Source organism: Celeribacter naphthalenivorans (genome assembly GCF_020524585.1).
In the GTDB taxonomy this organism is placed as follows: domain Bacteria; phylum Pseudomonadota; class Alphaproteobacteria; order Rhodobacterales; family Rhodobacteraceae; genus Celeribacter; species Celeribacter naphthalenivorans.
The window spans coordinates 301,955-316,612 of the sequence record NZ_JAIVLK010000004.1; the positions used below are offsets into that span (position 1 = coordinate 301,955).

Consider the following 14,658-nt stretch of genomic DNA (forward strand, 5'->3'; position numbering starts at 1 on the left):
GAAAAATGCCTGAAGCTGCAGTGAACGAGTTTTGGAAAGATATCAAACCCATCGCAGAGGTGTTCAAGCCGGACGCCGGTCGCGATGTCTACATGAGCAATGTGGCTGACGCGGACGAAAAATATTTCGTGCCCTTCACCGACACGGTGTTTTCCCGGCCGCTCTGGATTTCGCCGAGCCAAAACAAATGGTGCGATATCCTGATGGCGAAAGAGGCGGGTCTTGTGAACCGTCACTATCACCCGCACGAAGTGTTCGCCTACACGATCAGTGGCAAGTGGGGCTATCTCGAGCACGATTGGACCGCGACCGCAGGGGATTTCATCTACGAGTCTCCGGGCGAGGGGCACACGCTTGTGGCCTATGACCATCCCGATCCGATGCGCGCGTTTTTCATCGTGAAGGGGCCGCTGCTTTGGCTCGATCAAGACGGCGAAGTTGAAGGCTACATGGATGTCCACGACTACCTGAAAATGTGCCGTGATCATTACGAGAAAATCGGGATCGGCGCAGATTACATCGATGGCCTCATCCGGTGAGCCATCTCGCCCTTCACTGGCATGGGCGGCGGGATTTGCGGGTGGAGGCGCGTGAGCGTCCTCCGCTTGCACCGGATGAGGTGCGTTTGTCCGTGGCCTATTGCGGGATTTGCGGAAGTGATCTGCATGAATATGCGCAGGGGCCGCAGGCCATCCCGACGGTCACACCGCACCGTCTCTCCGGCGTGAAGGCGCCGCTTGTGATCGGACATGAGTTTTGCGGAACCGTCATTGAGGTCGGGTCTGACGTGCAGTCGATCGCACTCGGTGATCGCGTTGCGGTCGAGCCGGAATATCGGTGCGGTGTCTGCACGGCCTGCGTGCGCGGAGATTACCATCTGTGCGACGATTGGGGTTTCGCGGGGCTGATGGGGCATGGTGGCATGGCGCAAGAAGCCGCCGTTCCCGCCTATATGTTGCACAGATTGCCGGACGGGGTGTCCTTCGAGGACGCCGCACTTTTGGAGCCGGCTGCGGTCGCGCGGCACGCGATCAACCGCGCGGGCGAAGTCTACGGAGCACGCTGTGCTGTGGTTGGGGCAGGGCCGATTGGTCTTCTGCTGGTCCAGCTCCTAAAGCTGTTCGGCGCGTCCGAGATCGTGGCAACCGACATGTCCGAGGCCCGTTGTGCCAAGGCATTGGCATTGGGGGCGGACAGGGCGTTCTCACCGCGCGACGACGCTCTGACGGCCAATCACTTCGACGTGGTGTTCGAGGCGGTGGGCGTGCAATCGGCGCTGGATGCCGCGCTTACGGCGACGCGGAAAGGCGGCAAAGTTATTCTCGCGGGCCTCTTCGTTGAAACGGCCCAGATGAACCTCTTCGACATGGTCAATCGGGAAGTGAGCCTGTTGACGACGCTCGGGTATCGTGACTGCTACCCGGATCTCATGAACCACATTGCGACGGGCCGGTTCGCGCCTGCGCAGATCGTCACCCGAAAGGTGCCGTTGGACAGAGCCGTGGAGGACGGCTTCGAGGCGCTTTTGGGGCGACCGGAAGAAATCAAGATTTTGGTACAGCCGAACGGCTGAAACCGAACAGGAGGAACTATGCAAAGCACACTTTTTGACGTGACGGGACGTGTCGCGGTGGTCACCGGCGGTGCGTCGGGCATCGGTTTGGGGATCGCGACAGCGCTGGCCCGTGCAGGTGCGAATGTGGTCATCGCGGACCTGAATGGCACCGAAGCGGAGGCCGTGGCACAGAGATTGGCGACCGAAACATCATCGGAAACGATGGGGCTGGCCGTCGATGTGACGTCAACCGAGCAGGCCGAGGCCCTGATGGCCAAGACGCTTGAGCGCTTCGGGCGGCTGGACATTCTGGTGAACAACGCGGGCATCGGCATTCATTGTCGGCCCGAAGAGATGACCATGGAGCAATGGGATCTCAACGTCGCCGTGAACCTTCGCAGCGTCTTCCATCTCTCCAAGCTGGCCTATGACAGCCTGCGCGAGGGCGGTGGAAAGATCATCAATATCGGCTCCATGTATTCGATTTTCGGTGCGGGCGAAGTCCCCGCCTATGCCGCCAGCAAAGGGGGCGTGGTGCAGCTGACCAAGAGCCTCGCCGTGGCCTGGGCCGAACAAGACATTCAAGTCAATGCGATCTTGCCCGGGTGGATCAACACGGGCCTCGGCGCGCAAGGGCGTCGTGAGATGGAGGGTCTGAACGAACGGGTGTTGGCACGCACACCAGCCGCCCGTTGGGGAGAGCCCGAAGATCTTGCCGGGGTGGCGGTCTTTCTGGCCTCCGACGCATCAAAATACATCACTGGCGTCAGTATCCCGGTGGATGGAGGCTACTCGGTTGCTTGAGTGAAGACGCAATACCCGGCCGGAGGAGACCGGGAAACCAAGAGAGGAGAAAACTATGAATAAGAAAACGCACAACATAGCTCACCTAAATCGCAGAGGATTTCTGAAAGCAGGGGCGGCCTCTGCGGCGGCGGTGGGTCTTTACAGCCCAGCCTTTGCAGCGGAGCGGACCATCAAAATCGGCATGGTCATGCCGCAGACCGGGCCTTTGGCCTTTTTCTCTGAACACGTCGATTTCGTGCTCGGACAGGTGCAGAAGGCCACCGGCGGTCAACTGACCATCGACGGGCGCCAGTACCCTTTTGAAATTCTTTTGCGGGACAGCCAGTCGAACCCGAACAGGGCGTCCGAAGTCGCGGCCCAACTGATCCTCGATGAGGGTGTCGATCTGATGATCGCCGCCGCGACCCCCGAAACCACCGTGCCCGTTTCGGATATGTGCGAGTTGAATGGCGTGCCCTGTGTCACCAACGACACGCCGCTTGAACCCTATTTCCAGGCGCGCGGGGGCGATCCCGACGTCGGCTTTGAATGGACGAACCATTTCTTCTTTTCCGGCACGCAGTCGGCGGGCACGAACCTCAACATGTTCGGTCAGATTGCGTCCGACAAGATGGTCGGCGCGCTCTGGCCGAACGACGGCGACGGCAATGCCTTCGCGCAGAGCTATCCGCCGCTGTTCGACAGCCTCGGGTACGGTCTCTCGGACCCGGGCCGGTTTGACATGCCGCTGAGTTCCTATGCCGCAGCGGTCTCGCAGTTCAAAGCCGACGGCGTCGACTTGATCTACGGTGTCATTCCGCCGCCTGAATTCACGACCTTCTGGAACGAGGCCGCTCAGCAGAAATTCCAGCCGAAATTGGTCTATGCCGGGAAGACGGTTCAATTCCCGGCCGCGATCGAACCCTTTGGCGCGCGTGCCGAAGGGCTGATCACCGAGGTGTGGTGGGCGCCGAGCTATCCCTATGCTTCGACCATGACAGGGCAGAGTTCTCAGGAGTTGGCGGATGAGTATGAGGCGGCTTCCGGGCGCCAATGGTCGATGCCGCTCGCCTATCGTCACTCGCTGTTCGAGGTGATTTTCGACGGTCTCAAGCGTGTGCAGGATCTCGACGATCCGGCCTCGATCCAGGCCGCCTTCAACGAGACCGATATGGTGTCCGTTGTGGGGCCGATCAACTTCCAGACGGGGCCGCTTCCGAACACCTGCATGACGCCCACGGCGGGTGGTCAATGGGTCAAAGGCGACAAGTTCCCGCTGAATCTGGTCATTTGCGACAATGAGTTTGCGCCAGAGGTTCCCGTTCAAGGCGAAGTGCAGCCTTTGACGTATTGAGTCTCTCCCTCAATCCGCAGGGCGGGTTGAGGGGCCTCTTTCCAACGCGATGGAGAAAATCTTGAAACCACTTCTCGAACTTCGAGGGGTCTCGAAAGCCTTTGGCGGCATCGAGGTCTTCAATGATGTCAGCCTCACGCTCGAGCCGGGAGCCCGTTTGGGCATTCTCGGCCCAAATGGTGCGGGCAAGAGCACGATGTTCAACCTGATTTCCGGCCTGCATCGTCCGACCGGCGGTGAGATGCTCTACGAAGGTCACAATCTGGGTCAAATGAAGCCTTGGAACGCCTGTCGGCGTGGCATCGGGCGCACTTTTCAAATTCCACAGCCGTTTGGCGACATGACGGTCGCCGAAAACGTGATCGTCGGATGCACATCCGGCGCAGGGCTTAGCCTGCATGAGGCGCGTGATCGCGCGCATGACATTCTGGAGATGACCGGGCTCGGGGATCACCGGGACAAGTTGGCAAAGTCTTTGGCCCTGTTGGACCTCAAACGTCTGGAGCTTGCGAAAGCGGCGGCGATGAAGCCAAAGCTTTTGTTGCTCGATGAGATCGCGGGCGGGTTGACCGAGGCGGAATGCGACACGCTTCTCGACATCTTGCAAAAGGTCGTGCGGCGCGACACGGCCGTGATCTGGATCGAACATGTCGTGCATGCGCTCACGCGGTTTGTCGACGAAGTCGCAGTGCTCGCCGACAAGCAGATTGTCGTGCGGGGGCAGATTGATGAGGTTTTGGAGAACGCCGAAGTGCGCCGCCTCTATTTCGGAGCGGAGGCGGAAGTATGAGCGCGTTGTTAAGCATTCGGGATCTTCATCTGAATTACGGTCAGTTCGCCGCCTTGCACGGCATGGATATCGACATCGATGCCGGTGAAATCGTCGCTGTCATCGGGGCGAACGGGGCGGGGAAAAGCTCGCTGATCCGGGGCATTTGTGGCACCGAAGGCGATGCCAAAGGCAGCATCACACTCGACGGGCGCGAGCTTTTGGGCCTGACGCCGCCGGACATCGTTCATGCCGGGATCGGTCTCGTGCCGGAGGGCCGGCGCATTTTTCCGTCGCTGAGCGTCGAAGAGAATATTCTTTTGGGTGGGCAACTGGGACAGCTCCACGGCAAGGACCCGTGGACGCTTGAGCGCATCTATGAACTGTTCCCGGACCTCGTGCCCAAACGCCACATTTCCGGGACGATGCTCTCGGGCGGCCAGCAACAGATGATCGCGATCGCGCGCGCGTTGATGACCAACCCGCGTGTGCTTTTGTGCGACGAGATCAGCCTCGGCCTCGCCCCGACGATCATCGGGCGCCTCTACGAACAGCTGATCAAACTTGCGTCCGAAGGTTTGGCGATCCTCGTGGTCGAACAGGCCATGCGCAAAGCGTTGGAAATTTCCGACCGGTACTACTGCCTGCTCGAAGGCCATGTGTCTTTGTCCGGCGCCTCCGATGAGGCGGATGAGACACGTGTCGCGCAAGCTTATTTTGGGAGATAGACGTGGAACTGGTAAATACTCTTGTGCAGGGCACGCTTTTGGGCGGCCTTTTCGCGCTCTACGCGCTGGGCCTGAGTCTGGTGTTTGGCGTGATGCGGATCGTCAATATCGCGCATGGCGATTTGATCGTCCTCTTGGCCTACGTCGGTCTGACCGTGACCGAATTTTTCGGGGTGTCCATCGTCGTGGCCGCGCCTGCGGTGCTGCTTTTGGCGGCGGGCGCGGGGTGGTTTCTTCAGCGGGGACTTTTCGAATTTGTGCCGCGGCACGATCCGCTGATCCCGCTTCTTGTCGCCTTCGGTCTGTCGATCATCTTGCAGAACTTGATGCTGCTCGGATTTGGCGCCGACCCGCAAAAACTCAGCATCGGGCGGCTCGAGCAAGCCAGCGTTGAGATCCTTCCCGATCTGCATGTCGGCGTCTTCTCTCTGTTGATCTTCGGGGCCGCCGTGGCCCTCATCGGAGGGTTGCAGTTGATGATCTACCGCACCTCTTTCGGGCGCGCCCTGCGGGCTGTGTCGGACAACGAGGCGAATGCCGCCATGCTGGGTCTGGATACGCGTGCGGTGTTTCGAAAGGCCTTTGTCATCGTGATGGTGACCGTTGCCATCGCGGCAATGCTCATGTCCGTGCGCGGGAACTTTGATCCGGCCAGCGGCCCGACGCGCCTGTTGACCGCCTTCGAGGCCATCGTGATCGGCGGCCTCGGCTCCATGTGGGGCACCTTGGTTGGCGGCGTCATCATTGGCATTGCGCAAATGGTGGGCGCGCAGATCGATGCCTCATGGCAGGTGCTGTCCGGCCATTTGGTCTTTCTGATCCTTCTCATCCTGCGCCCGCGCGGCCTCTTTCCCAAAAATGACGGGTGACATCATGACTTCTGGATCCCAAAAGCTTCCTCTCGCCGTCCTCGGTCTTTCCGTGGCTGTCATGGTCCCGCTTCCGTTCTTTGTGGACAATGGCACCATGCGCTATTTGACCGACCTGTTTATCATCATGTCCGTCGCCCAATTGTGGAACCTGTTGGCCGGGTTCGGCGGTGTTGTCTCGATCGGTCAGCACGCCTTTGTCGGTGCAGGGGGCTATGCCTTCTTTGGCCTGACGACGCATCTGGGGCTGAACCCGTTCCTGAGCATGGCACTGACACTGCCTTTCGGTGCGTTGCTGTCGCTTCCGGTCTTTGCAATCCTGAGCCGCATGCGCGTCGCCTATTTTGCCATCGGCAGTTGGGTGTTGGCGGAGGTCTTCATGTTGGTGGCCGGCAAGCTGCCGGGCTTTGGCGGCGGCTCAGGCATCAGCTTGCGTCCGCAGATTGTAAAGGCCTTCGGGGCCAGCACCTCGTCGCGCGTTGAGAACATCTATTGGCTCAGCTTTGCCATTCTGGTTCTCGTGATCTTCCTGATCATCCTCGTGATGCACTCGCGCCGTGGCTATTCGCTCCGCGCGATGCGGGACAATGAAACGGCGGCCATGGCGCTCGGCGTCAATCCGAATGCGGTCAAGGCGATGCTCTTTGTCGTCTCCGGCGCCTTCCTGTCGCTTCTCGGCGCCGTGAATACGCTGCAAAAACTGCGGGTCAATCCGAGCGGCTCTTTCAGTCTGACCGACTGGACGGTGTTCATCATCTTCATGGTGGTGATCGGCGGCATGGGCCGGATCATCGGGCCGATCATTGGCGCTGTGCTCTTTGTGCTCCTTCGGGAAAACCTCTCGGGATACGGGCCGATCTATATGATCATCCTCGGCGCTGCAGCCATTGGGATGATGCTCTTTGAGCCCGGCGGCATTGCGGTGCTGGTGCAGCGCTGGAAATTGAAAAAGGCCAAGACACAGGAGTTGGAGGAGGCTTGAGGTCACTATCCCAAGCCCCTTCCCAACACGAAGGCTGACCGACAAAGAGTTGGGGGAGCATTTGGGTCTTTTGCGATGACCGAATGCTCCCCCTTTGGCGACAGGCATTCATGGAATGCCCGCGCCGGATCGTCTCATTCGCCATATGCGCCAAAACCGGGCGGCATTTCCTATTGCGTCCCAGTGTCTTGCCTGACACGCTTAGGCACCGGAGGCGATCAGATGACGAATATTTCCTCTCGACTGGGTGATGAGCTAAAGCCTGGCTTCGATGACGCGGCGTGGGTCGATGTGCTCGACGCCGTGGATAAGACCTATGCCGAGTTGGTCGATTATCAGGAACAGCTGGAAGCCCGAAACACGGAACTTTCCACACTGCGCAGCTTCCTTCGGTCGATCATGACCTCGATCTCCGATTATCTCGTCGTGACGGACAAGGACGGGTTTGTCGCCGATCTCAGCCAATCCTTTTGTGCCGCCATTGGTGGCGATAAGGACGCGTTGATCGGGCGGCCCGTCGTGGGGTTCTTTGAAGGCGAGATGCGGGATCGCATGAGTGCGGCCATGTCCGAAGTCGCGCGCGAGAAGGTGGAACAGACCTTTGAAGTCGATCTCGAAACCTTAAACGGGGCAAGCCCGGTGGATTTTCGCGTCGCGCCCCGGCTGGACCGGCGCAAACGGATCAGCGGGTTCATCCTGACCGGTCGGCCGCTTGGCGAATTGCGTCAGGCCTATCATGAGCTTGAAAGCAGCCATGAGGAGTTGAAACAGGCGCAGACCCAATTGGTGCGCACCGAAAAACTGGCCTCTTTGGGGCGGTTGCTCGCGGGCGTGGCGCATGAGTTGAACAACCCGATTTCCTTTGTCTATGCCAACACCCACAGTCTGCAAAAATACCTCGACCGCTTTGAATCCTATTTCGAACAGGTGCAATCGGGCGCGAGCCGCGAAGAGCTTGTCGCCTTGCGCGCGGAGCTTAAACTCGAACGTGATCTGAAAAACCTGCGTGTCGCCATCGAGGGCGCGCGGGACGGGGCCGAGCGGGTGCGCGACATCGTCGAAGACCTGCGCCGACTGTCCGCCGAAGGATCGGGAGAGGTGGCGCCCTTCGACTTGACGCAAACCGCCAAGATCGGTGCGCAATGGGTGCAGCGCGGCCTGAAGCGTCAGGTGAAAATCACGGTGACGGGCGAAAGCTCCTGCATGGCGCTGGGCCGTTCGGGCCATGTGCAGCAGGTGATCATGAATCTGGTCCAGAATGCCGCCGACGCGATGGAGGACATCGAGGCCCCGGAGATTCAGGTTCGGCTGTCTTACGAAGGCGATATGGCCGTCATGCAGGTCTGCGACAACGGACCGGGCGTGCCCGAAGACCTGCGTGCCGCGATTTTCGACCCGTTCTTCACCACGAAAGCGGTGGGGCGTGGCACGGGGCTCGGTCTTTCGATTTCTCAAAAGATCGTCGAAGAACATGGCGGGACGCTCAGCTATGTGCAGGGGGTCGCCAAAGGCGCCTGTTTCCGCCTCGCACTCAAGAGAGGGGATCAGCGTTGAATATCCTCTGGCTGCAATCGGGGGGCTGTGGCGGCTGCACCATGTCGTTGCTCTGTGCCGAAAGCCCCAATCTCATGGACCTCTTTGACGCTGCGGGACTTGAGTTCCTGTGGCACCCCTCGCTCTCAGAGGCGAGCGGGGCGGAGGTGCGTGATCTGTTGCAGGCCATCGAAGACGGGGCCCAGACGCTCGACATTCTCTGCATCGAAGGCTCAATCATTCACGGGCCAAAAGGCACCGGGCGCTACCACATGCTCGGGGGCACCGGGCGTTCGATGCTCGATTGGGTGCAAAGCCTCGCGCCCAAAGCCGCTCATGTGGTGGCTGTCGGCACCTGTGCGACCTATGGCGGCGTGACCTCTGCGGGGGACAATCCGTCCGATGCCACGGGCGTACAATACGACGGACGCCACAGCGGCGCGGCCTTGCCCGCGACGTTTCGGTCCCGCGCGGGTCTGCCCGTCATCAATATCTCCGGCTGTCCGACCCATCCCGATTGGGTGACCGAAACCTTGATGCTTTTGGCCAGCGACGCTTTGGGCGCAGAGGATCTCGACAGCTACGCCAGACCGCGGTTTTTCGCGGACAATCTTGTGCACCATGCCTGCACCAAGAACGAATTCTACGAATATAAAGCCTCGGCTGAGGAGCTCAGCCAGATGGGCTGTATGATGGAGCATCTCGGCTGTATCGGCACACAGGCGGTGGGCGATTGCAACATCCGGCTCTGGAACGGCGAAGGCAGCTGCACGCGGGCGGGCTACCCATGCATCAACTGCACAGCGCCGGAGTTCGAAGAGCCGGGGCATGGCTTTACCGAGACCCCGAAATTCGCGGGCATCCCTGTGGGACTGCCGACCGATATGCCGAAAGCCTGGTTCATGGCGCTGGCCTCTCTGTCGAAACGTGCGACCCCGGAACGTGTCGCGCGGAACGCGACCGCCGACCGTATTCTCGTTCCTCCCTCAGTGAAGAGCCGCAAGAATGACTGACAACACGACCCTTTTGGTTGGCCCTTTCAATCGTGTTGAGGGCGATCTTGAGCTTCGTCTCGATGTGCAGGACGGCCGGGTTGCGGCCGCCTATGCCAATTCGCCGCTGTTTCGCGGGTTTGAACGCATCATGGAGGGCAAAGCGCCGATGGATGCGCTCACCATCGTGCCGCGCATCTGTGGCATTTGTTCGATCAGCCAATCCATGGCGGCGGCGATGGCGCTCGCGGATTTTGCGGGCAAAACGCCCAGCCCGGACGGCGCGAAGGTCGCCCAGCTTTTGCATATGGTCGAAAACGTGTCCGACCATCTCATGCATTTCAATCTCTTCTTCATGCCGGATTTCGCGCGCCCTGTGTATGCCGACCGGCCTTGGCACGGGCGCGCGGTGGACCGCTTTACGGCGGCCAAAGGATCGGCGCTGAAACGTGCGACCGAGGCCCGCGCCGGGCTGTTGCATATCGTCGGGCTTTTGGGTGGCAAGTGGCCACACACCTTGGCGATCCAGCCGGGTGGCGTGACGCGCGCGCCCTCTGCGCGTGACAAGGTCCGCCTGTCGGCCGATCTCGCCGCTTTTCGCAGCTATCTCGAAGAGGTGATGTTCGGCGCGCCTTTGGAACGGTTTCTGGAGCTGGAGACCCTCGATCAGGTGAGCGGATGGGAGACTGGCGATGTCGCGCTTTTTCTGAGCATCGCGCAGGATTTGTCGCTCGAAGGCTCGGGGCTTGGGTCCGGGCGCTATCTCTCTTTTGGGGCCTATCCCTCGCCCAATGGCCCGGTGTTTGAACGTGGCACGCTTGTGGAGGGCGCCTCCGGCCCCTTGCATCCCGAGCAGATCGTCGAGGAGATTTCGCACAGCTGGATGCTGGGCGAGGCGGCACATCCGTCGAACGGCATGACCCGCCCGGATGAAGAGATGCGCGATGAGGCCTATAGCTGGTGCAAGGCGCCGCGTCTTGCCGGGCTGACTTATGAAACCGGAGCGCTCGCGCGGCAGGCGATCGATGGCCATCCTTTGGCAACGGCGCTGGCGCGGGAGGGCTCCGTGCGGGCGCGTGTTCTGGGCCGCGTTTTGGAACTGGCTCGGACACAAGTCGAAATGGAGCGCCTTCTGGCCTCCATCGATCCGCGCGCGCCGTTTATGCGGCATGTCAAATTGCCGAGCGACGGCGAAGGCGTCGGTCTGGTCGAGGCGGCGCGTGGCGCCTTGGGGCATTGGATGCGTGTCGAGGGCGGGCGCGTGACCTCCTATCAGATCATCGCGCCGACGACGTGGAATTTCTCGCCCCGAGACGAAAGAGGCGTGCCGGGACCCGTCGAGGCGGCTCTGGTCGGTGCGCCGGTTCGCGCGGGCGAGGACACGCCCATTTCGGTGCAGCATATTGTGCGCTCTTTCGATCCCTGCATGGTTTGCACGGTTCATTAGGGACTGAGTATTTGGACAGCAAAGGAAACCAGAGCGGATTGGAAATCCGGGTGCGCGGTCAGGTGCAGGGCGTGGGCTTTCGGCCCTTTGTCTGGCGGCTGGCGCGCGACATGGGGCTGACCGGAGATGTGCGCAACGATGCGGAAGGTGTGTTGATCCGCCTGTTCGGTGAGGTGAAAGGCTTTGAAGATCGGTTGCGCGCAGAGATGCCTGTGCTGGCGCGGATCGACGCGGTCGAGTGTCGTGACATTCAGGGCGCGGCGGAGGGCTTCGAGATTGTGGCCTCCCAAACCGGTGCGGCCCGCACCCGTGTGACGCCCGATGCGGCGACCTGTGAGGCCTGTCGCCAAGAGGTCTTTGATCTCAAGGAACGCCGGGCCGGATATGCGTTCACCAACTGCACCCATTGCGGTCCGCGGTTCACCATTGTCGAACGCTTGCCCTATGATCGCGGCCACACGACCATGGCGCCTTTCGAGATGTGCGCGGCATGCCGTGCGGAATACGACACCCCCGAAGATCGCCGCTTTCACGCCCAGCCGGTGGCATGCCCGGACTGCGGGCCTCAGCTGTGGCTTGAGCCAAAGCGGGAGGGAGACCCGCTTGCTCAGGCGGCCCGCTTGCTGCGTGACGGGAACATCCTCGCGGTGAAGGGCTTGGGCGGGTTTCATCTGGCCTGTGACGCGCGGAACGCCGAGGCGGTTGCGCGGCTCAGGCTGCGCAAACATCGCCCGGCCAAGCCCTTTGCCCTCATGGGCACCATGGACATGATCCGCGAGGGGTGTGACATGAGCGCGTCTGAAGAGGCGCTTTTGCGCGATCCGGCGGCACCCATCGTCTTGCTGACCGCGCGGCGGATGCCCGAAGGGATTGCGCCGGGGCAGAGCACATTGGGCTGGATGCTGCCCTACACGCCCCTGCATCACCTGTTGATCGGGGCGGTGGGCGGGCCTTTGGTGATGACCTCGGGCAACCTGTCCGGAGAGCCGCAGGTGATCGGCAATGCGGAAGCCTTGGACAAGCTCTCCGGCTTTGCCGATGCCTTTTTGATGCATGACCGTGACATCGCCCGGCGGATGGACGACTCGGTCGAGCGGATCACCCCGCACGGTCCAATGGTGCTGCGCCGTGCCCGTGGGCGGGTGCCGGGGACCTTGCCCTTGCCCACAGGGTTTGAGGCCGCGCCACAGATTGCCGCCTATGGGGGCCAGATGAAGGGCGCGATTTGCCTGATCAAGGACGGGCAGGCGCTTTTGGGGCACCACCTTGGCGATCTCGACGATGCGCTGTGTTATGAGGCGTTTCTCAAGGCGGACGCGGATTACGCCGAGCTGTTCGATCATCATCCGGAGGCCGTGGCCTGCGATCTCCACCCGGAGTTTCGCGCCTCGATCCATGCGCAATCGAAAAAACTGCCGGTCGAAGAGGTGCAGCACCACCACGCGCATCTGGCGGCCTGTTTGGGCGAAAATGGCTGGCCTCTGGACGGCGGCAAGGTGGTTGGCGTTATCTTAGATGGCACGGGGTTTGGCGCCGATGGCACGGTCTGGGGCGGCGAAATCCTACTTGGCGATTATCGCGGGTTTGAGCGCAAGGCCTGGCTCAAACCCGCGCCGCTCATTGGCGGCGATATGGCGGCGAAGGAACCTTGGCGCAATGCTTTGGCGCGGCTGGATCAGGCCGGGCTGTCGGAGTGGGCCGACGAGGCATTTTCCGACAAACCTCTGGCGATGGCACGCATGGCGGTCGAAAAGGGCGTGAATTGCCCGATGTCGTCGAGCGTTGGGCGGCTCTTTGAGGCGGTCGCGGCCATTCTTGGGATGTGCGTCGATCGTCAAAGCTATGAGGGCGAGGCGGCGATGCGGCTTGAGGCTTTGGCGCGGTCATCAAGCGGTTTGTCGCGATACAATCTGGCGATTGGGGTTCCGGTCGCGTCGATGGTGGGTGGAGCGCTCGATCCCTCTGAGATGATCCGGTATTTTGTCGCCAAGCGCGACGCGGGCGCTCGCGTTGCCGATTTGGCCTTCGCATTTCACCTGTGGCTCGTGCGGTGCTTTGAGGGGGCTGTGCTCTCGGCCATGGCCGGGACGGAAGCGCAGGCTGTGGCCTTGTCAGGCGGGTGTTTCCAGAACGCTTTGCTTTTGGACCTGACACTCAGTTCGTTGGGCGACGCTCTGCCGGATACCCCCGTTCTGATCCACAGCAAAACCCCCGCCAATGACGGTGGTCTGGCGCTTGGGCAGGCTCTTGTCGCTGCGGCGCGGCGCCTTTGAGCAAGCGGCAAGTACCTTTCCGCTTCGGCGGTCTGGCGGTTAGTCGCTTCCCGCCATTTGAGAACTCCATTTTGGTATCTTTTTGAAACTCATGAAAAAATAAGACACGACAGTTTGTCGCGCTCTGTTTGTTTTGCGCCCCTCTCCCGGCGAGACTGAGGATCGAGGCATTGTATGCCGTCGCATTCGCACGTGGCCACAAGGCCCGATCACTCGCCGAGGGAGGGACGCATTTTGACCGATTTTTCGGAGACCAGTACCGCAGGGCAGGCCACAGCTCAGATCGAGACGTTCTACGACGTCATGCGCCGACAAGGGATCACGCGCCGGTCTTTCATGAAATATTGTTCGCTGACAGCGGCCGCGCTGGGCCTGTCGCCGGCTTTCGTGCCGAAGATCGCGCATGCGATGGAAACCAAACCGCGCACGCCGGTGATCTGGGTCCACGGGCTGGAATGCACCTGTTGTTCTGAGAGCTTCATTCGCTCTGCGCACCCGCTCGCGAAAGACGTGGTGCTGTCGATGATCTCTCTCGACTACGACGACACGTTGATGGCCGCCGCCGGGCATCAGGCCGAAGCGGCGCTTGAAGAGACCATCGAGAAATACAAAGGCAACTACATCCTGGCCGTTGAGGGCAACCCGCCGCTCAATGAGGACGGGATGTATTGCATCATCGGCGGCAAACCCTTTGTCGATCAACTCACCCATGCCGCCAAACATGCGAAAGCGATCATCAGCTGGGGGGCCTGTGCGTCCTATGGCTGTGTGCAGGCCGCGAAACCGAACCCGACGCGCGCCACGCCGGTCCATAAGGTCATCACCGACAAACCGATCATCAAGGTGCCCGGCTGTCCGCCGATTGCCGAGGTCATGACCGGCGTGATCACCTATATGCTGACGTTTGATCGACTTCCGACACTCGACCGCCAGGGGCGGCCGGCGATGTTTTATTCCCAGCGGATTCATGACAAGTGCTATCGCCGGCCACATTTCGATGCGGGCCAATTCGTCGAAACCTGGGACGACGAAAACGCGCGCAAAGGCTACTGCCTCTACAAAATGGGCTGCAAGGGCCCGACCACCTACAACGCCTGTTCGACCGTGCGCTGGAACGAGGGCGTGTCCTTCCCGATCCAATCGGGCCACGGCTGCATCGGCTGTTCCGAGGACGGGTTCTGGGATCAGGGGTCTTTCTATGACCGGGTGACCGATCTCACGCAATTCGGCGTCGAAGCCAATGCCGACATGGTCGGTCTTGCCGCCGCCGGTGTGGTGGGCGCAGGTGTTGCCGCCCATGCCGCCGTCTCCGCGCTGAAAACCGCGCAACGCAAAGTCCAAGACTCGAAAAAGAAAGAGGAGGCGTAAAC

General features: G+C 61.0%; 13 protein-coding genes. All 13 read left to right on the plus strand.

Annotated features, from left to right (window positions below):
• Positions 1–5 precede the first annotated feature (5 nt).
• Positions 6–539, plus strand: a complete 534-nt coding sequence (locus tag LC094_RS10865; RefSeq protein ID WP_226552809.1) for a 2,4'-dihydroxyacetophenone dioxygenase family protein — start codon at positions 6–8, stop codon at positions 537–539.
• Positions 536–1,573, plus strand: coding sequence for a 2,3-butanediol dehydrogenase (locus LC094_RS10870; RefSeq protein WP_226552811.1), 1,038 nt, complete (start codon positions 536–538; stop codon positions 1,571–1,573). The genes LC094_RS10865 and LC094_RS10870 overlap by 4 nt, the downstream gene beginning before the upstream one ends.
• An 18-nt stretch (positions 1,574–1,591) precedes the next feature.
• A complete protein-coding gene (locus LC094_RS10875; RefSeq protein WP_226552813.1) occupies positions 1,592–2,359 on the plus strand; it encodes an SDR family NAD(P)-dependent oxidoreductase in 768 nt (255 codons plus the stop codon).
• Between the two features lie 55 nt (positions 2,360–2,414).
• Positions 2,415–3,695: an ABC transporter substrate-binding protein gene (locus tag LC094_RS10880; RefSeq protein WP_226552815.1), complete on the plus strand. Its 1,281-nt coding sequence runs from the start codon at positions 2,415–2,417 to the stop codon at positions 3,693–3,695.
• Between the two features lie 61 nt (positions 3,696–3,756).
• A complete protein-coding gene (locus LC094_RS10885; RefSeq protein WP_226552816.1) occupies positions 3,757–4,485 on the plus strand; it encodes an ABC transporter ATP-binding protein in 729 nt (242 codons plus the stop codon).
• Complete coding sequence (locus LC094_RS10890; protein WP_226552818.1) at positions 4,482–5,192, plus strand: ABC transporter ATP-binding protein; 711 nt, start codon at positions 4,482–4,484, stop codon at positions 5,190–5,192. Before LC094_RS10885 ends, LC094_RS10890 begins: the two co-directional genes overlap by 4 nt.
• 2 nt (positions 5,193–5,194) lie before the next feature.
• Entirely contained in the window at positions 5,195–6,061 is an 867-nt protein-coding gene (locus LC094_RS10895; protein ID WP_226552820.1) for a branched-chain amino acid ABC transporter permease, read from the plus strand.
• Between the two features lie 4 nt (positions 6,062–6,065).
• Positions 6,066–7,043 carry a branched-chain amino acid ABC transporter permease gene (locus LC094_RS10900; RefSeq protein WP_219786473.1) on the plus strand — a complete coding sequence of 326 codons (978 nt, stop codon included), beginning with the start codon at positions 6,066–6,068 and terminating at the stop codon, positions 7,041–7,043.
• A gap of 222 nt (positions 7,044–7,265) precedes the next feature.
• Positions 7,266–8,597, plus strand: a complete 1,332-nt coding sequence (locus tag LC094_RS10905) for a PAS domain-containing sensor histidine kinase (protein ID WP_226552821.1) — start codon at positions 7,266–7,268, stop codon at positions 8,595–8,597.
• Entirely contained in the window at positions 8,594–9,589 is a 996-nt protein-coding gene (locus tag LC094_RS10910; RefSeq protein ID WP_226552822.1) for an NADH-quinone oxidoreductase subunit B family protein, read from the plus strand. The genes LC094_RS10905 and LC094_RS10910 overlap by 4 nt, the downstream gene beginning before the upstream one ends.
• Positions 9,582–11,015: a nickel-dependent hydrogenase large subunit gene (locus tag LC094_RS10915; RefSeq protein WP_226552823.1), complete on the plus strand. Its 1,434-nt coding sequence runs from the start codon at positions 9,582–9,584 to the stop codon at positions 11,013–11,015. The genes LC094_RS10910 and LC094_RS10915 overlap by 8 nt, the downstream gene beginning before the upstream one ends.
• An 11-nt stretch (positions 11,016–11,026) precedes the next feature.
• A complete protein-coding gene (hypF, locus tag LC094_RS10920; RefSeq protein WP_226552824.1) occupies positions 11,027–13,288 on the plus strand; it encodes a carbamoyltransferase HypF in 2,262 nt (753 codons plus the stop codon).
• Between the two features lie 234 nt (positions 13,289–13,522).
• Positions 13,523–14,656 carry a hydrogenase small subunit gene (locus tag LC094_RS10925; protein ID WP_226552825.1) on the plus strand — a complete coding sequence of 378 codons (1,134 nt, stop codon included), beginning with the start codon at positions 13,523–13,525 and terminating at the stop codon, positions 14,654–14,656.
• Positions 14,657–14,658: the final 2 nt, after the last annotated feature.